Below are 22,442 nucleotides of genomic sequence, written 5' to 3' on the forward strand. Positions count from 1 at the left end.
GAAGCCGTCCTTGGAGGGCGAACAGAAGCGGACGAAGGAGAGAGGGGGCGAATGGGGCGGCCGGACCCAGGCGGGCGTCGGCCGCCCCGTCAGCGCCGGGCTAGGAGCCCGATCCGTTCGGCGGCGAGGGGTAGTTCCACTGCCGCGGCGTGGCATCGCCTTGTGGAGGTGGCCCGCTGCTGCGGTGCGGCGCCGGCGGATCCACGTGCGTGATCTGCGGTGGCGCGACGGACGCACCCGGCGGAGTGGGCGCGGATTCGGAAGCCTCCGCGCCCGGGCGGCGGATCAGCGGCTGACCGCGGTCACCGGTGGTGGCAGGCCGCCGGATGAGCGCCCGGCCCTTGTCACCGGAGGCGTTGGGGTCTTCGCCGAAGCGGAAGTGGGTCTGCTTCGGCGCATCGTCACCCGCGTCACCGGCCGGATTGATGCCTGAGCTCCCCCCGCCCGAGCCCTGGCCCGGCACGGTGGCCGGCCCCTGCGGAGCCCTCCCACCGGTGCCCGCCTGCATGGCGAGCTGCCCGGCGGTCTTCGCCGCCCCGGCCGCCACGGCCATGCCCGCGACACCGGTGCGGTGCAGATCGTCGTGGCCGCCACCGTCGGCCGCCCAGTGCACGAACTTGTACGTGGCGTACGGACACAGCAGCACCAGCACGAGAACGACCATCCCCGCCAGCGCATCCGACAGCGCGCCGAGCCCGTCGCTGGCCTGCGACTTGCCCATCGCGGAGACACCAATGAGGAACACGATCGTCATCAACAGCTTGGAGACGATCAGAGTGCTGGTGGCCTCGATCCAGCCGCGCCGCCACCGGCGCGCTACCTCCCAGCCACCACCCGCCCCGGCGAACACGGCGAGGGTGACCAGGACGAGGATGCCGACCTTGCGGGCGACCATCACCGCCCAGTACAGGAACGCGCCGACGGTGCAGCCGAGCGCGACGAAGGCCGGCGTGCCCCAGCCGAGCCCGTACATCGCCCCCAGCTCGTTCACCCGAACCACGCGGCGCATGGCCTCCTCGATGGAGGTGCCGGCCGCCTCGAACAGCCCGGTGCTCAGGGCATCGACGACGGTGAGCGCGATGGTGCTGCAGGCGATCGCGGCGAACGCGAACAGCACGCCGATGACCGTGCCGGATACCGCCTGAGCCAGGGCCCGCTCGTCGCGGCGCCAGGCGGCCCGGGTGAGCTGCATGCAGAACGTGCCGACGGTCAGGATCAAACCGATGGGCAGGATCAGCTCGTAGTTGTGCCGGAACCAGGCGGCGTTCAGGTCGATGGCGGTGGTCTGGTCGACGGCCTTGGTCGCCAGATTCGCAGCGGCCTGGGCCATCTCGCCCATCGACTTCGCGATCCAGGCACCGATCCCGTCGGTGACGGCCTCGCCGGTCGCGCCGGCCACACCGCCCACCGCGTCGCACACCGTGTTCATCAGGGGAAGGTCGCAGGCCGCCATCAGGGCACCTCCTTACGGGAGTTGAGGGCGCTCACGGCGCGACGTTCGGCAGGACAGCGGCCAGGGCGCAGTCCTGGTGCGGACGGCACTGAACGGCGAGGGTGGTGGAGCGGGACTCGACACCGCCACCGGAGCCCTTCCAGGTCAAGGTCTGCTTGCCGGTGACCGTGACGGCGTAGACGTACGCCTCGGTGATCGCGCCGGGATCCTGGTCGAGTGCGGTCTTGAAGGACTGCGGGAAGTGGCCTTCGTCGATGGTGGCACTGGCACGCTGCCGGTTGTCGTGCAGCCGCGACCACAACACCGCGCTGGGCACCTGGTCCTTCACCGAGGACCAGTCGGCGTACTTCTTGTCGTCCGTCATCCGGCGCTGGAGTGCGGCCAGGTGTTCAGCTCGGGAGAAGGAGCGGGTGTCGTACGTCCACAGGGACTTGGCGGCGGCCTTGGCGTAGGCCACCGGATCGCTGGTCTTGGGAGGCACGACCACCGCCGCAGTGGCGTGCGATTCGGTGGCCGGGGAAGTGGGCGTGGCAGAGGGCGACGCATGCGGGGAGGCCTTCGTGACGGCGGGCCCGTCGGGGCTCGTGAGATACGCGAACAGCCCTGCAACCGCCAGCAGAACGACCAGAACACCCGCACCGATCGCCGACCGTCGAACCACGGAGGACGGGCCCCGATACAGCCGTTCCTCGCCTGAGGCGAGACGCTTCTTCGACATCAGTGGACCTGCGTTCCCATCGCCGAGAAGAACGCCACGATGCCGTTGGCGGCGCCGAGCAGCAGCGCACACCCGGCCGCTACCACTGTGCCCTTCTTGCCGTTGGCCTCGGCCTGATGACCGCCGCTGTGGTGGCCCCAGGCCCAGACGATCGCGGAGATCGCGAGCGCGCCGACCACGGCTATGATCCCGAACAGATTGATACTGCCCACGACCTGCTTGAGGACGTTGAGCCCGGGAAGACCGCCCTCGCGCGGCGTTACGCCAGGGTCGTAGGCCAGGATCTGGGCGTGCTGGATGAGCTTCACTGGAACTCCAGGTCGGATTGTGGGCGTACGAGGCCCCGGAACGTGGGTGGAGCGGAGAGGTGCGGGGGAGGGAGGAGCCGGTCAGACGACCCGGCGGGCGGCGAGGACATCCGGTCGCCAGTCGGCCAGGGGCGAGATCTTTACGACGTCCCCGGTGTGCGGCGCCTGCAGGATGAGGCCGTGACCGACGAACATCCCAACGTGCTCAGGGACTTCGGCCGTGCCATGGGTGAACAGCAGATCGCCGGGCTTCAGCGCGTCGACGGTGACCTCCTTGCCCTCCTTGACCTGCGTGTACGTGGTCCGGGAGAGCGACACACCACCGGCCTTGTACGACGCTTGCATCAAGGACGAGCAATCACAGCGCCCCATCGGGTCACGTCCATGCGCATTACTGCACTCGCCACCCCACTGGTACGGCGTGCCGAGCTGGCCCAGACCCCAACGGATCGCTGTGCGCACCGACTTGGGCGCATTGGCAGGGACCTTGTAGCCCTTCGGTACGGAGCCGGTCGGGATCGCGCCGAACTGCCCCCCGTCCGCGCCGATTCCACACGCGTCGGCGTCCGAGTCGACTGACTGATCCTCGGGGCCCGTTCCGGCATGTGTGCCGGAGCCTGCTGTGGCGGACTGGGGCGCTGCGAGAGCCTTCTGTAGCGCCGTCGCCAGCGGTTCCCACTTCGCATACGCGCCGGGGAAGCCGCTCTGCTGGACCGCCTGTGCGGCCTGGGCGATGGTCATTGACTGCCACCCGGGAACCTTGAGCAGCGACTCGTAGAACTTCGTCGCAGCGTGCGCCGGATCCCGGACCTGCTCGGCGGACCCCCAGCCCTTGCTGGGCCGCTGCTGGAACAGACCGAGCGAATCGCGGTCCCCGTACGCGAGATTGCGAAGCCCCGACTCCTGCAAGGCGGTTGCCAGGGCGACGGCCTGGCCGCGAGAGGGAACCTTGAGCGCGACGCCGGCGCCCAAGATCGCTTTCGCGTTCGGTATCTGCTCGGCCGGATCCTCGAGACCGGGGACGAGGGCCGAGTGTTTCCCTCCGCGCGCGAGAGCCGATTTCACCTGCTTGCTGATCGCTGTGGCATCCACATCTCGCGCCCCATTGGAGGAACAGGCGGTGGATTCGGAGGCATGGGAACCGGCCATGGCGATGGCCGCAGGACCGATAAGGAGGAGCGGACCGAGAGCCACGGCCCCGATGATTACCGGGGTGGCCTTCACGTCCTGCCCCCGGATATCGAGTGCTTGAGCACGAGAGGCACCGCGGAAGACGGGCTCACCCGGGCGTGCTGCATCAGCAGCTCCTTACTCATAGACGGCGTGACACAGGCGTTCTCGTCGATAAGGCCACCCGTGCCGAGCCGATCAAAACTGTGTTGCTCCGGAAGCCAGGGCGAGGCTGATCAGGAGCGGGGAGTGAATAGATCCCCGCTCCTGAACGCCCTTCAATGAGGAGCGGCAGCCAGCCGCCCTCCTAATCTCACAAGCCACATAGAAGGCAACTCCCGCCGGGATGTCGGATCGATCGTCGAGTTCCGAAGATGTGAGCCCCTGGACGAATCGTCAGGCAACCGCACAGTTCAACTGGCCCGGAGCAGCGTCCCGTCCGCCCGATGAACATGGCGAGACTGTAGAGACGAAGGGCGGTCGCGCCAAACGCCCCCTTGAAAAGGGGGAAACGCTGGTTCGGGAGCGGCGAGAACGGCATTAGGTACGGCCGTGAACCCCAACTAATCTTCCGCTCACTGTGCAGCTGGCGTGCCCCCTACCTGCTGGAACCCGCCGCATCAGCGCACGCAATCCGATTTGCGTGCCCGCCGCTTCCGCGAAATGAGAGAAACACGCAATGTCTTACAACCTGCATCGAGGCGACGCACTGACCGCACTGGCCGGCATCCCCGACAACAGCGTCGACGCAGTCATCACCGACCCGCCCTACAACAGCGGCGGACGCACCAGCGGTGAACGCACCGGCCGCAGCGCCCGCGCCAAGTACACCTCCGGGGACGCCGAACACGACCTCGCCAATTTCCCCGGCGAGAACCGAGACCAGCGCTCCTACGGCTACTGGCTCACCCTCCTGCTCACCGAGTCATACCGGGCAACCATCGAGTCCGGCAGCGCGCTCGTCTTCACCGACTGGCGACAACTGCCCACCACCACAGACGCCTTGCAGGCCGCGGGCTGGACGTGGCGCGGCATCGCCAGCTGGCACAAGCCCGTCGCCCGCCCACAGAAGGGGCGACTCAAGCAGTCCTGCGAGTACATCGTCTGGGGCACCAAGGGCCCGGTCGACGCGCACCGCAACCCGGTGTACCTGCCCGGCCTGTACACCGCGAGCCAGCCCCGCAAGGAGCGCGTTCACATCACCCAGAAGCCCGTCGAGGTCATGCAGGAACTCGTGAAGATCTGCCCGCCCGGCGGCACGGTCCTCGACCCGTTTACCGGATCGGGCACGACCGGTGTTGCTGCCTTGCTCGAGGGCCGGAAGTTCGTCGGAGTGGAACTGTCCGACCACTACGCGGCCATTGCGGAACAGCGCCTTCGAGGCGTACCCACGCAGGATGACTTTGAGCTTGCCGGGCCTGAGAAATGACACCAAGAACAGGGACGCGTGCACGGTACGAGACAGGGCAGTTACTCCGTTCAGTCAATGGAGTAACTACACTGTCGTGTTGGAGAGTTACTCGCCCTCGATGCTGCGCCGGGTCATCCGTGCGGCACGGTCGAGGTCGGCGCGGGCGGCGATACGTACATCGACGGCGTCACCTTGCAGCCCAAGGTTGCCGAGTCCGCGAAGATCCCGGGTGAAGCCCTCACGCAATTCCACAACATCCGGGTTGAGACGCAGATTCACCACGAGCACCTTGTTACGCGGCTGAATGCGCACGGTGGCGACGTTCTTGATGCGCCGGTAGGAGAAATAGTGGAGCTGGGCCTCGCGTACCACGCCGCGGTGTGAGAGCAGCAACGCGTCGAGATCTGCGTACAGCTCGCGCAACTCTGATGGCGACGTGGCGAGGTAATGTTGGACCGACTTGGCAGTTGACGATCCTGTGCGCGTTGGCGTCGACATCTTGCCCCGAGCAATGGTCCGACTGCCGCCGGCCGCTGTGGCGAGCTGCAGAGCCACCGAGTCGCCGAAAACCCGGTACATACAAGGTCAATCCGGTGCGAGATCACCGCCACCGCCACCGTCTCGTGGTACGTGAACGCGCCGGCGATGCACACGACCCGTGGGGCGCTCCAGTCGATGCCTTGGGCGACTCCTTCGCCGAGCTTGTCCCTGACCAAGGTCTCGAACTCGTGGTGATGGTCCCGGAGCCAGCACAAGTACGAGAGCCCCTGAACGACGACGGCCTCGTCACGAGTTCGTTTGTACTCCACTTTACCGAGCACAGAAACTTGTGCACCGGCTCTGAACTGCGACGATTCATAGACTAGATGTCCGTGATGGCTAGTTGGGGCCGTTGCTGTAGCTCTTCCGTGCGGCCTCATAGGGCGGCTCGTCCACCAGGACGATGGACGAGTCCTGGGGCGGTCAACGGGACAGGATCAAGTTGCTGATCCCGAGAGCGGTCGCGGGCTTCGAAGCCAGTGACGCGCGGGGCTGGGGGCCGGCCTGAGTGCATTGCTTTCGTTGGCTGAGGTCATTGTCAGTGCCTGCCCTTAGCCTCCAGAGGCCAAGTCCCAGACATAGTGGGGGCGTTCACAGGCCCTGGGGAGGGTTCGTGCGTGCGTGCGAGGGCTGCGGTGAGCCATTGCCAGCGGGGAAACGGGCGGACGCTCGGTTCTGCGCCAGTGCGTGCTACTGGAAGAAACAGCGGGATGATCGAGCGGCGCAACGCCAACCGATTACGTGCCAGGCGCAGGGGTGCAACGAGGTTTTCACCCCAAGCCGGTCAGACCGGATCTATTGCTCCCGGGCGTGCAAGGTCCGGGTCAGCAGTCTCAGGGCCCGACCGAAGGTGTTAGCGAGGCTGAAGCACGAACGTCAGCAGCGGCGCCGCGGGCGGAGATGCGAGCGGTGCGACGGCCCGATCCCGGAGACGCGGCAGAACGGGGCAAGGTTCTGCGGTTCTGACTGCGCCGTCGGGTATCACCCGGTGCTGAAGCGGAAGCAGGTGATCGTTCCCCTGGAAGATTGCGTGTGGTGCGGCGGGGCGATCACGGACGACAAGCCCATCAACGCGATCTTCTGCTCGGACGTGTGTCGGGACGAGGTCCGCAGTGCTTCGCGGTATCGATTGTCGCGTGCCGACTATCACGAGTTGATCAAGAATCGCCGTTGCATGGAGTGCGACACCCGGATCCCTGAGTCCTCATCCATCCGGGCCCGATTCTGCCCGGGGCGGACCTGCTTCCAGCGCTTCAACATCCGGCGTTGGACCAAAGCCAACCGCGACCGTGTGAACGAACATGGACGCAATAGCTCCCAACGCCGTCGCGCCCGCTTGTTGCAAGTCGTAGTCGAGAGTTTCTCTCATCAATCGATCTTCGAGCGCGACGGGTGGGTTTGCCAGCTGTGCGGTGAGACCGTCTCTCCGGGGGCGAAGTGGCCCGACCCCAAGAGTGCCAGCCTCGATCATGTCATCCCTCTGGCCCGGCAGGGGGATCACACTCGAGCCAACGTGCAGCTTGCGCATCTCGTGTGCAACTTACGAAAGGCGGACAAGTTACTTGACGACTCTGCGTGATAAGCGAGATCGCGGCAAGGCCCGAAGATCACACTCCGTCGGCATTCTCGAGAATCTTTCCCTTGTGTTCCTGACCCCGTCCGGACAGGATTCCGATATCGCCATGACTTCCCGCCGTATCAGACGGTCTATCACTACTGGCGGCAGTGGCGGATCGAGGGCCGCTGGGAAGAGATCCTTACCGTGTTGCGGGCTCGGGAGCGTACTGGTCAAGGGCGTGAAGCAACTCCGAGCGCCGGGGTGATGGACAGCCAGAGCGTCAAAGCCACCGAGCGGGGTGGCTGGCATGGATACGACGGCGGCAAGAAGGTCCTGGGGATCAAGCGCCACCTCCTGGTCGACACCCTCGGCCTGGTCCTGGCGGTCTGCGTCAGCCCGGCGAACGTCAGTGATCGGGACGGCGCTTCGGTGCTGCTCGCCCGGTGTGCCGGGAAGTTCCCGCGGCTGCGGCACATCTGGGCAGATCAGGGTTACCGCGGCCGGGACTTCCTAGCCTGGGTCCAGGACGAAACCGGGATCACCATCGAGATCGTGCAGCGCAAGGACGGCGGCTTCCGCAGCCCCTGGGCCAAGGCCGATGCTCCACCGCTCGCGGTGCCAATGATTGCCGTGGTTCCTCGCCGCTGAGTAGCCGAGCGGGGTTTCGCCTGGCTGGGCCGATACCGGAGACTCTCCAAGGACTACGAGTACCTGGCAACCAGCCAGGAGAACGCGATCTACCTGGCCACGATCATGCTCCTACTCCACCGCGCCTGAGGAACCCTGCCCTGAGCGGGGTTTTTCAGACACCCACTTACTGAGTGTTTGGCACTGTTTCACAGCGATACATCGCGATTTGGTGGTCCCCGTCGATTGAGGCTGGAGGGGCTAGCGGGTAGACGGTTTGCGATGTGGCAGCAGAGGCATGTTTCGTTCCAGCACCTCCTGTCTCCTCCCAACTCGGCCCGGATCCTCGGCCTTTACCCCCTGGCCGGTCCGCTCGTCGCGCGGTACATCGGAAACATGGCTCCGCGCGACGGCTATCCCAGCGATCTGTCCGAGGAACGCTGGGAGTTGATCGCACCCGTCCTCTCCGCATGGCGGGCCCGGCGTCGTCGTGACGCTCTGGACATCGGCCGACCGCCCGAGCACGACCTGCGGCAGGTCATGAACGCGATCCTGTACGTGGACCGCACCGGCGTCCCCTGGTGTTACCTGCCCCACGACTTCGCCCCGTGGCCCACGGTGTACGGCTACTTCGCCAAATGGCAGCAGGACGGCGTCTTCGAGCAGCTCACCGGGCTGCTGCGGCGCCTGGTCCGCGAGGCGGAAGGACGCGACGGCGAACCGTCCGCCTGCGTGCTGGACTCCCAGACCGTCAAGACCTCCGCCAACGTGCACCTGGCCGACCAGGGCACCGACGCCGGGAAACGGATCATCGGCCGCAAACGCCACCTGGGCTGCGACACGATCGGCCTGCTGCTGACCGTGCTGGTCACCGCCGCGAGCGTCTCCGATACAGCGGCAGGTGTGACCCTCCTGTCCCGGATCGCCGCCGCCCACCCCAGCGTCAGAAAGGCCTGGGTGGACGCCGGCTACCGCACCACAGCCATCAACCACGGCGCCCGCCTCGGCATCGACGTCCACCCCGTCCAACGCGACCCCGGCACCAAAGGGTTCAAGGTCATTCCGAGACGGTGGACCATCGAACGGAGCATCGGCTGGCTCATGCACCACCGCCGTCTCGCCCGTGACTACGAGCGGCACCCGCACCGCTCCGAAGCCATGATCCACCTCGCGATGATCGACCTCATGGCCCGCAGACTCACCAACGAAGCCACGATGAACTGGCGCGGAACCTGACCAGGGATCAAACACCAATCAGCGAACCAAACACTCAGTTAGATGACACTCCTGCCCTGATTCTTCACCGGGCCGGTGTGCCGCAGAGATCAGTGACCGTGCAACGAGCCCTCTGTCGGTGACAGTTCGTACAGCTGTCTTGCGACAGAGAGCTGTAGATGAGGGGGTTCAGTGTCAACGATGGGAAGCGCCAACGGTCGTGGAGAGGCTGATTTCAGTGCTAGGACCCGACGTCTGCTCGCCCAGCGTGCTGCGTTCCGCTGCTCGAACCCCAGGTGCGGGGCGCTCACCATCGGCCCGGGGGCCACGGCAGAAGATGTCACCGACACGGGCACAGCTGCTCACATCTTTGCTGCTGCGGAACGCGGGCCCCGAGGGGTTGGCGGCCTGTCGGACGCAGAGCGATCCGACATCTCAAATGGAATTTGGCTGTGTGCGGCCTGCGGTCGTTTGGTGGATTCGAATGCAGGTAACGGATTCTCCGGATCGCTGCTCCGGAGCTGGAAGGACCTTCATGAACATCGCATTCGTATGGAGCAAGGCGGGCAATCTCAACCGTTCGGATGGGTTCAAACTTTAGAGGTCTTAAGTCACTACATCTTGATGCCCGGTGTAGTGAGGTTCTCGAAGTTGAACCTCCTATTCGGGATGAATAATTCGGGTAAATCGAAGCTGCTGCATATTCTTCGAGCGCTGAGCTATCCGCATTTGCTGATGGACAACCCTGCGAATCTTTCATGTGTCATCACTTGGTTCGATCCAGAGCTCCGGAAGGCGCTGGTTGAAGTCCGGGGCAGGTGGCTGGAATATCGGGTCGATGATCGTCGGGTGGCGCTGCCCCCTCGGCCTTATCGAGTACTTTCGTTGGGGCCGGAGGCCTATAATGGGCGATTTTTCAGGTGGAAGGCCTCCTCGGTTTCTGGGATTGCTGAATTCCTCGGAGTTGATCTTTGGGTAGCGCGAACCGTAATTTCAAATATGCCCAGTATGCTCCCAGGTGTGATAGATTGCGTCGCCTTTTGTGGGGATGATGTGAGGGTGTCCTATAGGGCAGACGCATTCGATCAGGAGAAAATAGGGAGCGTTGCAGTCTGGTTCTATGCCCTGGCTGTCTTCGCGGAGCTCCAAGCCCGAGTGGAGCCAACTATCCTTGTGCTGGATGAACCATTCGTTACCCTGCACTATGCAGCGCAACGGCACGTGCTGGATCTATTCGAGTCTGCGACGTGGACTTTCCAAGTGATCATGGCCGAGCACAGCTTGGTGGCCTACGAGCGTCGGCGTCATGGCTGGAGCACTACGGTGCTGGTGCCTGAAGGGGAGAGTCGGTCCCGCATCTCGCAGAAAAATGAGGACATCGAGCGCATCGGAGACGGGTGAGTGGCCGTGGCTAAACGTCGCTAGGGCGGGCCTTCTGCGGGGTGCCCAGGGCTCCAGGCGGACAGCTCTGCTGCTCGCAGAAAGCTAGTAGTGACGGGCGTCAGTCGAATTCAGTTCTCTGCTGGCGTGCCACGCGCGCTGGACGCCATCGAATCGGCTGACGGGGTTGCGTCCAGTGATCGCGACGTCTTTTCAATGCATATTCACGCCAGCACAAGCTGGGAAGGGTTGTGCGTCACACGGAAACTGTTCGTCGCCTGGCGCGAGTAAGGGCCACATAGAGCATGCGGTGATCCTCGTCCGTGGGAGTAAGTCCTCGAGCGAGTGATTGGATATCAGAATCCTCGAGTCGGACGCCAACGTGTTCCCATTCGCGCCCCTTGGCCTGGTGGCACGTGAGTCCGAGAATGTGCCTCACCGGATTCTGTAGGCGGGTTCGCAGGCTGTCGAGTCGCTCAAAGTGTACGCGATGCCTGCGAGGCATGCGTATATCCGACTCCGCGGCAATCGCAGAGTGGAGTTCAGTTAGGGCAAATTCGAGAGAATCGTCGCTCGTAAGTATCTGCAGGACTGTCTGAAGCCGTGGCTGCAGACGAGCGACGGATTCACGGCTCGCGATGCCTAATGTCGTGTATGCGTCACCGAGGTAGACGGTGTTCAAGCCGAACGTCTGGTTCGTCATCTCGTTGAGGAGCAGTGTCGCGGCAGCTTCTGGCGGTCTGCCAGTTGCTGACCTGAAGGCGAGCGGGAGCACGTGTGTGGAGGCCGCCCAGAGGGACCGCCACTCCCGGGCGAGGACCACATGTACGTTGTTCAGTTCTCCCGTTGGGATCAACACGCCTTTACCCGCCCTGAGTTCGGTGCTGAGGGACTTCTGCTCGGGGGAGGCCCAGCGGAATGAATGATGGAGGTAGCGCTGCTCAAAGCCTTCGGCTGCTAGGAAGCTTGGTACTGCGTCCGGCCTTGCGCCACGGAATCCATACAGGGCCTGCCAAGGGTCGCCGACCAGCGTGACATCCAGGCCGGCCTCGATCGCGAGTTTGACCACGCTCAAGTCGAGCAGGTTGGCGTCAAAGACTTCGTCCACGATCAGCGCGCGCGTGGTTGCGGCCAGGTGGCGGACCAGGGCACTTCGAACCATTTCGTCTGCCATTCCGGTTTCCAGTACCGTGCGGACGTCGTCATGAGTGCACTCGCCCGCCTCGACGGCTGCCGTGAAAGCGGCTGGGTCGACGGCATGTTCGCGCGGCGCGGCACGGACCGTTGTCGCACGCACCTCGTTGCCGTGCATTTGGATTATCGGTTGGCGGCGAGAGTCGCTGTGGGGAAGCCGCGCGCGCCATGAGTCGTGGACGAGCAGGTTGTGGTGCCCACCTGGCCAATGAACGATCTGTTCGTGCAGAAGGTGGGTAAGGAGGTCGCACATGATGGTGTCCAGCGTGACGATCCGGTGAGGCCAATGAAGGGCTGAATCGCCCCATCGGGTAAGGACACGGCTCCGCAGTTCAGCCGTGGCTGACCTTGTGAAGCTGACGGCGACGACTGCACGTGGGCCAGCGACCGGTTCGAAACGCTGAATTCCATACCGATGCGCCGAGACGGTGGTCTTTCCTGAACCGGGGGCTGCCTCGATGTACAGGCAGTTGGAAGTGGCGCCGATGGCAATGAGCTGCTCGGTCGTCAGGCTGCCCGTGCCGGGCTCAGGAGATGCCATGGTGTAGGGACCGTTCGTCTGGTGGGCTAGTACGGAAGGTCACTGTGGGCACGGTCAGGGGAGACGGAGTTTGACCGCCGGGCTGTAGAGAGGTCGTTCCATAGCTGATCTGCCAACGTGCGTCCCATCTCTGGATCGTTGAACTCCGCCGGTTCCGGCATGTTCGAGGGCTCAACGAGATCGGGTCCCCAGTCCGGCCAGAGATCTTCGGGCTCGAATGTGATAGACGTCAAGGAGAACGGGTCGTCAGCCTCGTCTTCGGGGTACCAGTCGGGTGGTTCCGGGACGGCCTGAGCCTCTGGGTACAGGAAAGCGAACAAGTCCTGCAGGTGAGGAGGTACGACGATGGGTTTGCCCATGTCGTTGGCCTCCATCAAGATGCCGGCGAGGGCGAGTGCGAACTCACCCTTCTTCTTGGCGGCCGGTCCGGCCGGGGTAGGCCAGCCGCCCGTTCCCACCCGTCGGCTCATGAACGCCTGGTAGATGCTTTCCTTGGTGATGATGTCGAGGCCGACGTGGATCTCATCGAGAGCCTGGGCGAGCAGGCCCTCGTTGCCCTCGGTGATGGAGGGCTCGAGCGTGGGATGGCTGATGAACGCGTCGACCACCGACGGATCGTGATCCGTCAGCCACTTAGGTCTCTCAGGTAGGCCGTCCAGAGGTTTGTCGCTGTCTCGAAGTATGGCCAACTTGGTGCACAACTCCTGGCCGCGTGTTGCGAGTAGGCGCACGGTCCAGGAACCGACCTTGGTGCCGACAGGCACGATGCTCAACGCTTCGATGAAGGACTGCCGGAGGGTATCCCGACCGGCCCACGCACGTCCGAACTCTCGGAGGATTGCTGCTTCGGTTACCCCTTCGACGAGCACCAGGCGTTCGGCGAACAGTGCGGCGGACCGGTTCGTATCCAGATGGAGCCGGGCCATGCGCAGAGTGCGCGCACGATCAGGCATTGGGATATGGGCGATGGTGCGGCACACCCTGCCTTCAGGAGCCTGGCGCACCACAACCAGCTGCTCCGGGTCGCATGAGGTGATGACGTCAGGTGCGTGGCTGGAAAGGATGACCTGCAGCTCTGGACGTTCCTTGACGGTTCGCCGTAGATAGCGCGTGAGCGCGTGCTGAAGCTGCGGGTGAAGATGGGCTTCGGGCTCTTCGATCACGACCGTGGCGTGGAACGGTGTACTGGGGAAGAAGGAGTCGTCGTTCGACTCGGCCTCGGCGCCGGCTTGCAGGAGGCGATCGCGGGCATGCTGAGCCGCTTCCTCGTCCGACTCAGCGTCCTCGGCCTCCGCGTCAGGCTCGGCAACGACTGGAATACGGGACGAATCTGGGATGGCAGCCAAGGTCACCGCGATGTGAAGCAGATTGACGTACCCGAGGCCAGACACCTCCAGAGGGCGCGCAGTCGAACGCCCTTCCATGACCGCGAGCATCAACTCAAGTACGCGAGCGAGGTACGCATCATCTATCACCTGGCCACGGACGTACGGGAACTGAGGGTTCACACCAGCCGACAATTCTGCGAGATGCCCGCGGATGCGCTGTTCGACGGCCTCGATGACGCTGTCCTTGGCCAGCGCTTCCAGAAGGTGGGAGGCGCGCACGCGCAGGGGCACGAGACTGCGGCTCCCATTAGACCGCTGTTGTTGGGCACGGAGTAGTTCGATCAGGATGCGGACCTCGCGGCGGGCGAGTTCGTCCAAGGGATGTCGTGCAGCCGGCAGGTAGATGAGCTTGAACGGCTCCAGGTCGTCAGCTGAACCTCCGAAGGCCTCCACCTTCGGTTTGATTACTCCCATTCGCCGCTTCAGCGACACGCTCCACTGCTTCGATACCGTGTCGGGCTGCGCGTGGCGCTGATAGGGATGCAGTAGCCCCAGAGCGCTCTCGTCCTCTCCGGGCGGGCTCATTGAGTATGCGATGTCGATCGAAGGCGAGACGTCGTCAGGCCCGAGCGCAGATGAGGCATGCCGTGGCAGAAACGGGAAACGACTGGGGTGCGCCAGGTATAGCGCGTCGGTGAGAGTGGTCTTACCTGCGCCGTTGGCGCCGATCAACACGCTGAAGCGGCCCGGTAGGTCGCATGCTAACTGGCCCTCAGCACTCGCTCGTAGACCGCTGACCGATACACGACTCAGGTACACCACGACTCCCTAGAAGCTTAAATGTTCGATAGAACATCATTGCTCACCTTTCGGACCTAGGGGAGGCCTACTCAGAGATCGAGGCGGTACGAGGATTCGATCGCCATCGCAGCAGGGTCAGGCCTGGTTCGTGCGGCTGGAGTCATGATTCGACCAAGGGTCGATGGTGCGGCTGGCTGATGCAATGGCGGGCGCCGTCGAGGTGAAGTCCGTGACTGGCCGTCGGTTTCTCCAGCGCCGCACCTTGCAAGGGGTCCATACGCTGCTGACCTCATGCGGCTTTCCTGCGCGCCCCGGCGAGAGGGGCTGTCGGGCGCGACGATCGGCGGCTTCTGGGCGTCACGGCGCTCCGTCTCTGGGTGAGGCATGTGAGGCGATAGATGTGGCTGAGTGGCAGCTCGATGCCGTGTTGAAGGCTAGGTGACTACCCGTCAGGCAAGTCAGCAATTGGTCAGCGTCGGTGCGACCAGAGTCGGCGACACCTTGCTACACGTGCACATTGCTCCCCCGTGCCTGTGCCCATCGTGACCTGTGTCTTTGCAGGTCAGGTGAGTACTCGTAGACTGGCCGTGCGCACGTATAGGAGAACCAGTCGTACCACTCGACGGCATTGCCGACGGAGGCGGCGAGGAGCTGTCTGACGGGGTGGGCGGGTGGCGCCGCGGTCTTGATCGTGTCTGTCATGATCCTGACGCTAACCACGGAAAGTGCCTGTTCACGAGTGGTTTGACGGAGTCGACACATTGATGTCACCCGGACCGCACCGCCGCGGTCGGAGAGCCGGGCGGGCCGCAGATCGATGGCGGCCCGCTCCCAGTGGTGGCACTGAGTGCCGCCATCGGGGTGCCAGTTCTCGTTCGTGCAGTCGGGGGCGCGCTCACTGCTGAGGTGCTTGAGGGGCCTGCATTTCTGCTCGGCCGCTGGAGGCGTGCGGAGGGGATTCAATGGCAGGGGGCTGGATTAGCGGCACTGGGTGTGCATACTGTGAGGCACTGAGTGCCAGGTCCGACATTGCACTCCGGCCGAGGGGCACGATCTGCTCCGGGCGGCGGTGCATGGGCCGTTCCGGTGTGTCGGTGGGCGCTTGGCCTCGATGGCGGCGGGCGCGCGATCCTTCCATGTACAAGTTCAGGCGCTCGTCCATGCGTATTTCCAGTCGAGTTGGAGGCAGGCCAATGACGGCAAGAACGGTGAACGGAGCGCCCTTGTGATCGTCGGAGTCCTCAAGGAGGCGCGGGCGGGTGAGAGCCGGGTCGCGGCCACGCCCGCCACGGTCGAGCAGATCCGCAAGCTGGGGTACGAGGTCGTCGTCGACGCGGGCGCGGGCCTTGCGTCGAGCTTCGCCGACAGTGCGTACGAGGCTGCGGGCGCGAGCATCGGCGACGCGGTCGGGGCGGATGTGGTGCTCGGAGTGAACGCGCCGAGCACTGCTCAGTTGGACGGGGTGCGTGCGGAGGCGACGGTGATCGCGCTGTTCTCGCCGGCCTTCGACGCGGAGATGGTCGAAGAGCTGGGGCGGCGACCGTTCACGGCGTTGTCGATGGACGCGGTGCCGCGGATCAGCCGGGCGCAGTCGATGGACGTGCTGTCGTCGATGGCGAACATCGCCGGATATCGGGCGGTGGTGGAGGCGGCGCACGAGTTCGGGCGGTTCTTCACCGGGCAGGTGACCGCGGCGGGCAAGGTGCCGCCGGCGAAGGTCCTGGTCGCGGGTGCGGGTGTGGCCGGCCTCGCGGCGATCGGCGCGGCGGGTTCGCTCGGCGCGATCGTCCGGGCCACCGACCCGCGTCCCGAAGTGGCCGAACAAGTAAGCTCGTTGGGCGGTGAGTACCTGTCGATCGCGTCGCGGGAGGCCGAGGTCTCGGCGACCGGTTACGCGAAGGAGATGGGCGACGACTACAAGGCGCGCGAGGTCGAGCTGTACGCCGCGCAGTGCCGCGAGGTCGACATCGTCATCACCACCGCGCTGATCCCCGGTCGTCCCGCGCCGAAGTTGATCACTGCCGAGATGGTGGCGGAGATGCGGCCGGGGTCGGTGATCGTCGACATGGCGGCAGCCAACGGTGGCAACGTCGAGGGCACCGTGAAGGGCGAGAAGGTCGTCACGGAGAACAGTGTGACGATCATCGGCTACACCGACCTGGCGGGCCGACTGCCCGCGCAGGCCTCGCAGTTGTACGGCACCAACCTTGTCAACCTGCTCAAGCTGATGACCCCGCAACAGGACGCGCAGCTGGTCCTCGACTGGGACGACCCGGTCCAGCGCTCCATCACCGTCGTACGCGAGGGCGAGTTGGCGTGGCCGGCTCCGCCGGTGCAGGTCTCGGCGGCCCCGGCTCCCGCGGCCTCGGCGCAGCCCGCCCAGGAGAAGCAGCCGGAACAGGCGCCCATGACGGCGAGGCAGCGGTTCGGCGGGGTTGCCGTCGGGGCCCTCGCGTTGTTCCTCGCGGCCGCGTTCGCGCCGCCTGCGCTGCTGCCGCACGTCACCGTCTTCGTCCTCGCGATCGTGATCGGTTACTACGTGATCGGCCATGTCCACCACGCGCTGCACACGCCGCTGATGTCGGTGACGAACGCCATCTCCGGAATCATCGTGGTCGGCGCGATGCTGCAGATCGGGCATACGAGCAGCACCGCCGTCATGGCGCTGTCGTTCGTCGCGATCCTTCTGGCCACCATCAATGTCGTCGGCGGCTTCGCGGTGACGCGTCGCATGCTGGCCATGTTCAGCAGGAGTTGAGATGACTGCGACCATTGCCGCACAGGCGGCCTACCTCGTCGCCGCACTGCTGTTCATCCTGGCGCTCGCGGGCCTTTCGAAGCATGAGTCGGCGCGCCTCGGCAATGCGTTCGGCATGCTGGGCATGGGGGTCGCGCTGGTCGCGACGCTCGTGCTCGCGACGGCCGGCGACCTCAGCGCCGCAGGCATCGGCCTCCTCGCCGTCGCGATGCTGATCGGCGCCGCGATCGGCCTGCAGCGGGCGCGCCAGGTCGAGATGACCGGGATGCCCGAACTCATCGCGCTGCTGCACTCGTTCGTCGGTCTCGCCGCGGTCCTCGTCGGCTGGAACGGATTCCTGGGCGTCGAGAACCACCCGGGCGGCGCCGAGGCCGCCTCCCTGGACGCGCTCGGCACGCTCGGCATCCACCACGCCGAGGTGTTCATCGGGGTGTTCATCGGCGCGGTGACGTTCACCGGCTCGATCGTGGCCAATCTGAAGCTCGCCGCGAAGATCGACGCGAAGCCGTTGATGCTGCCCGGCAAGAACGTCCTCAATGTCGGCGCGCTCGTGCTGTTCGCCGCGCTGACGGTGTGGTTCACGATCGCGCCCGCCCTGTGGCTGCTGATCGCGGTCACCGTGGTGGCGCTGGCGCTCGGCTGGCATCTGGTGGCATCGATCGGCGGCGGTGACATGCCGGTCGTGGTGTCGATGCTCAACAGCTATTCGGGGTGGGCCGCGGCGGCCTCCGGTTTCCTCCTGGAGAACGACCTGCTGATCGTGACCGGTGCGCTGGTCGGTTCGTCGGGTGCGTACCTCTCGTACATCATGTGCAAGGCCATGAACCGGTCGTTCCTGTCCGTGATCGCGGGTGGATTCGGCATCGAGGCCCCGTCGGGCTCGGACGTGGACTACGGCGAGCACACGGAGATCACCTCCGCCGGTGTCGCCGAACTCCTCGAGTCGGCGAGGTCGGTGATCATCACGCCCGGGTACGGCATGGCCGTGGCGCAGGCGCAGTTCCCGGTCGCCGAGCTGACGTCGAAGCTGCGGGCGAAGGGCGTGGACGTGCGGTTCGGTATCCACCCGGTCGCGGGGCGGCTCCCGGGGCACATGAACGTGCTGCTGGCCGAGGTGAAGGTGCCGTACGACATCGTCCTGGAGATGGACGAGATCAACGACGACTTCGCCGAGACGGACGTCGTCCTCGTGATCGGTGCCAACGACACGGTGAATCCGGCCGCGGCCGAGGACCCGGGCAGCCCCATCGCCGGCATGCCCGTGCTCAATGTGTGGAACGCGAACAAGGTCGTCGTGTTCAAGCGGTCGATGGCCTCCGGATACGCGGGAGTTCAGAACCCGCTGTTCTTCCGGGAGAACACCTCGATGCTGTTCGGTGACGCGAAGGACCGTGTCGAGGACATCCTGGGCGCGTTGGGTTCGCAGAGCCGACACGCGGGCGCCGGCGCTTCGGCGAAGGCGGCTGTGTGACCAGGCGGCGGTTCGCAAGGGCACAGCCGAGTCCTTGAGCCCCGCCGGACGACAAGAAGCCCCGAACCGGCCCGGTCCACGCACACCCAGCCGTGAACCGGGCCCGCGTCGAGCCAGGGGGCCAGCGCGCCATGGCTTCTGGAACGCGTCAGTTCAGGGACGGCTCGCTGGTGGCGGGCTTGCCCTCGCCGATGTCCGAAACGTCGACGTCGGCCTCGCACCCCTCCGGCATCTTGTCGGCCGACGTCGCGCACCTCGAGGAGTCAACGCCGGGCTTCGACCGATCCGCGTCTGGCTGACTCTTCTTCTCGGCGGACGGTGAGACGCCGGGTGAGGGGCTGCTGTCGGAAGAAGCCGAGCAGGCCGTCGATCCCAGCACGGTGCACAGGACTAGGACGGCAGAGGCTGCGGCGGTGCGAGTGCGCATGAAATCCCCCCCCCAACGCGGACGCTCTGGGCGTCCATCTCATCAGTTGCCCAACCATGCCACGTACGCTGCGCAGACGGGGTGGGAGAGCAGGCAATGTGTGGTCCGGGCTGAGAATCCGGAGGCGGAGGTTCTCAGCCGACGTGGACGTGCGGGCGGCGTTCGCGGTCCGGTTCGGCCTCGCGCAGGACCTCGCGGGTGACCGGGGCGATCTCGCCCTGGCCGAAGAGGAAGAAGCGCAGGAAGTTGGCGAGGGGGTTGCCCTCGGTCCACTCGAAGTAGATGTGCGGGGTGACGCCGGTGAGGTCGCGGGTGTGCAGCAGGAGGGCGGCGAGGCCGTTGGACACGGAGGAGGCCTCCACGGTGAGGACCCGGAAGCGGTCGTGCAGGACCTCTCCGCGCACCGTGAGGCCGGCCTCGAACTCGGACGGGTCGGTGATGGTGACCTCGACGAAGATGAAGTCCTCGGTACCGGAGATGTCGTTGTCGGCGCGGATCTGGTCCTTCTTCGCCCGGTACTCGTCGGCGTCGCGGTTGTCCGGCTCGTTGGCGATGAAGCGCGGCGTGCGCTTGCAGACGTCCCGTATGAAGCGCTCCGCCATGTCGTCCAACTCGACGTGCGTGACACGGAGTTCGAAGGCGCGGCCGAGGCGGGAGAGCAGGGAGATGAGGATGATGCCGGCGATGAAGCAGGCGCCGATCTTCACACCGTCCGGGCGCTCGATGATGTTGACGACGGTGGTGTAGAGGAAGACGGCGGCGATGACACCGAAGCCCACGGTCCAGCCCCGCTGGCCGGCCTTGCGCGCGGCGATGGTCACGGCGATGGCGGCGGAGCAGATCAGGACCAGGACACCGGTGGCGTAGGCGCCGCCCTGGGCGTCCACGTTCGCGTCGAACAGCCAGGTGACCAGGAACGCGACGAGGGTGAAGACGATGACCATGGGGCGCACGGCGCGGGCCCAGTGCGGGGCCATGCCGTACTTGGGCAGATAGCGCGGCATCAGGTTCAGCAGACCGGCCATCGCGGAGGCACCGGCGAACCACAGGATGAGGATGGTCGACGCGTCGTAGACGGTGCCGAAGGCGTTGCCGAGGTACTCGTGGGCCAGGTACGCGAGGGCGCGGCCGTTCGCCTTGCCGCCCGCCTCGAACTCGTCCTGCGGGATCAGCACCGTCGTGATGAAGCTCGTACAGATCAGGAACACGCTCATGATCAACGCGGCCGTGGTGAGGAGCTTCTTGGTGTCACGGACGCGACCCGCGGGCGCGGCCTCGGTGTCCTCCGGACCGCCCTTCACGTGCGGCATCACCGCCACACCGGTCTCGAAGCCGGACAGGCCCAGGGCGAGCTTGGGAAACACGACCAGGGCGACGCCGATCATGACGAAGACGTTGCCGTGCTCCTGGGTGAGGGCCGCGGTCCAGTCGGTCACGACATGGCCCGCGGTCACGACGTGCCACAGGCCGGTGATCACCACGACGACGTTGAGCGCCAGGTAGACGCCGACCAGGGCCGCGGCGACACCGATCGCCTCCAGGAAGCCCTTGAGGAACACCGCGCCGAGCAGCGCGATGAGGATCATCGTGATCAGCACCTGCTTGTCGTGCAGCGCCGATTCCAGATGCGGGTTCTCGACGAGGTGCGTGGAGGCGTCCGCTGCCGACAGCGTGATGGTGATCAGGAAGTCGGTGGCGGCGAAGCCGAGCAGCGTGAGGACGAACAGCTTGCCCTTCCAGAAGGACAGCAGCCGCGACAGCATCGCGATCGAGCCCTCGCCGTGCGGGCTCTCCTCGGCGACGCGCCGGTAGACGGGAAGCGCGCCCGCGAGCGTGACGACGACCAGGACGATCGTCGCGACGGGGGAGAGGAGTCCGGCGGCGAGCGCCGCGATGCCGGGCTGGTAGCCGAGCGTGGAGAAGTAGTCGACACCCGTCAGACACATGACCCGGTACCAGGGCTGCCCCTGGTGCTCCGCCGCGTCGGGCTTCGGCACGGAAGGCCGCCCCTTGCCCATGTCCGACAGGCCCTCCAGCATCCACGCGCGCAGGCGGCCGGATCGAGGGTGGTGGGTGGTCGACATGGAGGGTCCTTGCAGTTCAGAGACGTTCACTGGGCCGTGTCGGGGTACGGCCGGGCAAGCCTAAGCAGCCCGAAGGAGGCCCGGAGCCCCACAGGCGTCAGGGAACCGTCAAGATGGCGCGCGGGGGCGTCGTGTGCGTCACACCGGCCGAGCAGGGGCGGGCGGCGTCGCGGTCCTGACACATGCGTGTGCCCTCCCGCAGGGCGGGAGGGCACACGTGGGTGACCGGTCTAGCGGTCGTTGTCACGCAGGGAATCGCGCATGCCTTCGGCCTTGTCGCGGGCGCGGTCGACGCCTTCCTTGGCCTTGCCGCGGGCCTGGTCGGTCTTGCCCTCGGCCTTCATCCGCTCGTTGCCGGTGACCTTGCCGGTCATCTCCTTGGCCTTGCCCTTGGCCTTGTCCATGGCGCTGTTGTCGCCCATGACATCTCCTTGCGTGGGTTGTGCTGGGGGGATTGCCGTAACCGTATGAGCGCGAGGCGGAGGGCGCATCCGGAGCGGTTACCGAGAGTTGCCGAGGGGGAAGTGGCCCTTACCCTCGGGCGTGGGCGGGCCCGAGCGTCCCGGACATCCACTTCGCCGAGCGGGTGATGATCTCGGCGAAGTGGTTCGAGAGGATCTCGTAGTGCTGGCCCGGGTATTCGACGAGCTCCTTGGGGTCGGGGATGCGCGCGAACATCTCCCGTGCCTCCTCGACCGGCGCCACGGTGTCCTCGTTCGCGAGGATCATGAGAGTGGGCCGGGTGATGCGTTCCGCGTAGGCGCGGACCTCCATCTCGAAGAGGTGGTCCAGGGTCGAGATGGTGATGGCGTTCTTGAAGCTCGGCAGGTTGTGGATCATGTTCTCGACGAACTCCAGGCCCTCCTCGTCGCTGAACATGACGGGGTCGCCGGGCGCGGGCTCGCCGTGCAGCCGGATGGTGTGCGCCGGCTCGCCCTTGGCCCGCGCCAGCCGGTCGACGGGGATGAGTGCCTCCAACTCGGCGAGTGTGTCGGCAGGTTGGAGCGTTCGGGCGCTCCAGCCGCTGACCGGCGGGATGACCGCGCAGACGGCCTGTACGCGGGTGTCGGTGGCGGCGACGAACAGTGAGTTGGCGCCGCCGATGCTGATGCCCCACAGGCCGATGCGGTCGCCGTCGATGTCGTCGCGCAGGGTCAGCTGCGTGATGATGTGCCGCAGGTCGCGGCACTGCTGCCAGGGGTCGAACTGCTGGCGGGGCTCGCCGTCGCTGTAGCCGGTGCACCGGTGGTCGTAGGCGAGACAGGCGAGGCCCCGTGCGGCGAAGCCCTCGGCCTGGAACCTCATCGACTCGGCGGGGCCGCCGAGGCCGCTCTGGAGGATGACGACGGGCAGCGGCCCCTCGGTGTCGTCGGGGCGGGTCAGGAACCCCCGCAACGTGATGCCGTCAACGGTGAACTCGATGTCCTCGACGGTGGGCATGGTGTCTCCAGGTGGGTG

Annotated in this window: 17 protein-coding genes and 1 pseudogene; 8 read left to right on the forward strand and 10 right to left on the reverse strand. The window is 65.7% G+C overall.

Annotated features, from left to right (window positions below; genetic code table 11):
* Nucleotides 1-100 precede the first annotated feature (100 nt).
* From ACTWJ8_RS32065 to ACTWJ8_RS32080, 4 genes are all read right to left on the reverse strand, one after another.
* Nucleotides 101-1,453, reverse strand: coding sequence for an SCO6881 family protein (locus ACTWJ8_RS32065; protein ID WP_443261079.1), 1,353 nt, complete (start codon nt 1,451-1,453; stop codon nt 101-103).
* 31 nt (nt 1,454-1,484) lie between these two features.
* Complete coding sequence (locus ACTWJ8_RS32070) at nt 1,485-1,934, reverse strand: hypothetical protein (protein WP_443261080.1); 450 nt, start codon at nt 1,932-1,934, stop codon at nt 1,485-1,487.
* Nucleotides 1,935-2,170: 236 nt separating this feature from the next.
* Nucleotides 2,171-2,479, reverse strand: coding sequence for a DUF6112 family protein (locus ACTWJ8_RS32075; RefSeq protein ID WP_443261081.1), 309 nt, complete (start codon nt 2,477-2,479; stop codon nt 2,171-2,173).
* Nucleotides 2,480-2,560: 81 nt separating this feature from the next.
* Nucleotides 2,561-3,703 carry a C40 family peptidase gene (locus ACTWJ8_RS32080; RefSeq protein ID WP_443261082.1) on the reverse strand — a complete coding sequence of 381 codons (1,143 nt, stop codon included), beginning with the start codon at nt 3,701-3,703 and terminating at the stop codon, nt 2,561-2,563.
* 625 nt (nt 3,704-4,328) lie between these two features.
* Between ACTWJ8_RS32080 and ACTWJ8_RS32085 the strand changes: the two genes are divergently transcribed.
* Entirely contained in the window at nt 4,329-5,078 is a 750-nt protein-coding gene (locus tag ACTWJ8_RS32085; protein WP_443261083.1) for a DNA-methyltransferase, read from the forward strand.
* Nucleotides 5,079-5,165: 87 nt separating this feature from the next.
* Here the strand turns inward: ACTWJ8_RS32085 and ACTWJ8_RS32090 are convergent, their stop codons facing one another.
* Nucleotides 5,166-5,615 (reverse strand): hypothetical protein, encoded by a 450-nt coding sequence (locus ACTWJ8_RS32090; RefSeq protein ID WP_443261084.1) that lies wholly within the window; start codon nt 5,613-5,615, stop codon nt 5,166-5,168.
* Nucleotides 5,616-6,588: 973 nt separating this feature from the next.
* Between ACTWJ8_RS32090 and ACTWJ8_RS32095 the strand changes: the two genes are divergently transcribed.
* The 5 genes and pseudogenes from ACTWJ8_RS32095 to ACTWJ8_RS32115 all read left to right on the forward strand — a co-directional run bounded on the left by ACTWJ8_RS32095 (nt 6,589) and on the right by ACTWJ8_RS32115 (nt 10,401).
* Nucleotides 6,589-7,179, forward strand: coding sequence for an HNH endonuclease (locus tag ACTWJ8_RS32095; protein ID WP_443261085.1), 591 nt, complete (start codon nt 6,589-6,591; stop codon nt 7,177-7,179).
* A 27-nt stretch (nt 7,180-7,206) separates the two neighbouring features.
* Nucleotides 7,207-7,806: an IS5 family transposase gene (locus ACTWJ8_RS32100; protein ID WP_443265058.1), complete on the forward strand. Its 600-nt coding sequence runs from the start codon at nt 7,207-7,209 to the stop codon at nt 7,804-7,806.
* 18 nt (nt 7,807-7,824) lie between these two features.
* Nucleotides 7,825-7,935, forward strand: a pseudogene (locus ACTWJ8_RS32105) (IS5/IS1182 family transposase); the annotation flags it as partial.
* A 246-nt stretch (nt 7,936-8,181) separates the two neighbouring features.
* Entirely contained in the window at nt 8,182-9,021 is an 840-nt protein-coding gene (locus tag ACTWJ8_RS32110; protein WP_443261086.1) for an IS5 family transposase, read from the forward strand.
* A 180-nt stretch (nt 9,022-9,201) separates the two neighbouring features.
* Nucleotides 9,202-10,401 carry a hypothetical protein gene (locus ACTWJ8_RS32115; protein WP_443261087.1) on the forward strand — a complete coding sequence of 400 codons (1,200 nt, stop codon included), beginning with the start codon at nt 9,202-9,204 and terminating at the stop codon, nt 10,399-10,401.
* 235 nt (nt 10,402-10,636) lie between these two features.
* Here ACTWJ8_RS32115 and ACTWJ8_RS32120 read toward each other — a convergent pair whose 3' ends face one another.
* The gene (locus ACTWJ8_RS32120) at nt 10,637-12,115 is read right to left on the reverse strand and encodes a UvrD-helicase domain-containing protein (protein ID WP_443261088.1); all 1,479 of its coding nucleotides are present in this window, start codon (nt 12,113-12,115) and stop codon (nt 10,637-10,639) included.
* 26 nt (nt 12,116-12,141) lie between these two features.
* Nucleotides 12,142-14,265, reverse strand: coding sequence for an ATP-dependent nuclease (locus tag ACTWJ8_RS32125; protein ID WP_443261089.1), 2,124 nt, complete (start codon nt 14,263-14,265; stop codon nt 12,142-12,144).
* Between the two features lie 1,204 nt (nt 14,266-15,469).
* On the opposite strand from ACTWJ8_RS32125, the gene ACTWJ8_RS32130 reads away from it, so the two are divergent.
* Together ACTWJ8_RS32130 and pntB are read left to right on the forward strand one after the other, a co-directional pair.
* Nucleotides 15,470-17,002, forward strand: coding sequence for a Re/Si-specific NAD(P)(+) transhydrogenase subunit alpha (locus tag ACTWJ8_RS32130; protein WP_443261091.1), 1,533 nt, complete (start codon nt 15,470-15,472; stop codon nt 17,000-17,002).
* A 1-nt stretch (nt 17,003) separates the two neighbouring features.
* Nucleotides 17,004-18,473: a Re/Si-specific NAD(P)(+) transhydrogenase subunit beta gene (gene pntB / locus ACTWJ8_RS32135; protein ID WP_356373755.1), complete on the forward strand. Its 1,470-nt coding sequence runs from the start codon at nt 17,004-17,006 to the stop codon at nt 18,471-18,473.
* A gap of 561 nt (nt 18,474-19,034) precedes the next feature.
* Here the strand turns inward: pntB and ACTWJ8_RS32140 are convergent.
* The 3 genes from ACTWJ8_RS32140 to ACTWJ8_RS32150 form a co-directional block, all read right to left on the reverse strand.
* Nucleotides 19,035-20,984, reverse strand: coding sequence for an APC family permease (locus tag ACTWJ8_RS32140; RefSeq protein WP_443261092.1), 1,950 nt, complete (start codon nt 20,982-20,984; stop codon nt 19,035-19,037).
* A 230-nt stretch (nt 20,985-21,214) separates the two neighbouring features.
* Nucleotides 21,215-21,406: a CsbD family protein gene (locus tag ACTWJ8_RS32145; RefSeq protein ID WP_356373753.1), complete on the reverse strand. Its 192-nt coding sequence runs from the start codon at nt 21,404-21,406 to the stop codon at nt 21,215-21,217.
* A 109-nt stretch (nt 21,407-21,515) separates the two neighbouring features.
* Complete coding sequence (locus ACTWJ8_RS32150; RefSeq protein WP_443261093.1) at nt 21,516-22,424, reverse strand: alpha/beta hydrolase; 909 nt, start codon at nt 22,422-22,424, stop codon at nt 21,516-21,518.
* Nucleotides 22,425-22,442: the final 18 nt, after the last annotated feature.

The organism is Streptomyces sp. SDT5-1 (assembly GCF_052245995.1).
GTDB lineage: Bacteria > Actinomycetota > Actinomycetes > Streptomycetales > Streptomycetaceae > Streptomyces.

What these genes read in the sequence shown, in the direction of transcription:
- ACTWJ8_RS32065 (WP_443261079.1), bottom strand. Translation starts at nt 1,453, where the DNA reads ATGGCGGCCTGCGACCTTCCCCTGATGAACACGGTGTGCGACGCGGTG.
- ACTWJ8_RS32085 (WP_443261083.1), top strand. Translation starts at nt 4,329, where the DNA reads ATGTCTTACAACCTGCATCGAGGCGACGCACTGACCGCACTGGCCGGC.
- ACTWJ8_RS32110 (WP_443261086.1), top strand. Translation starts at nt 8,182, where the DNA reads ATGGCTCCGCGCGACGGCTATCCCAGCGATCTGTCCGAGGAACGCTGG.
- ACTWJ8_RS32115 (WP_443261087.1), top strand. Translation starts at nt 9,202, where the DNA reads ATGGGAAGCGCCAACGGTCGTGGAGAGGCTGATTTCAGTGCTAGGACC.
- ACTWJ8_RS32120 (WP_443261088.1), bottom strand. Translation starts at nt 12,115, where the DNA reads ATGGCATCTCCTGAGCCCGGCACGGGCAGCCTGACGACCGAGCAGCTC.
- pntB (WP_356373755.1), top strand. Translation starts at nt 17,004, where the DNA reads ATGACTGCGACCATTGCCGCACAGGCGGCCTACCTCGTCGCCGCACTG.
- ACTWJ8_RS32140 (WP_443261092.1), bottom strand. Translation starts at nt 20,984, where the DNA reads ATGTCGACCACCCACCACCCTCGATCCGGCCGCCTGCGCGCGTGGATG.
- ACTWJ8_RS32145 (WP_356373753.1), bottom strand. Translation starts at nt 21,406, where the DNA reads ATGGGCGACAACAGCGCCATGGACAAGGCCAAGGGCAAGGCCAAGGAG.
- ACTWJ8_RS32150 (WP_443261093.1), bottom strand. Translation starts at nt 22,424, where the DNA reads ATGCCCACCGTCGAGGACATCGAGTTCACCGTTGACGGCATCACGTTG.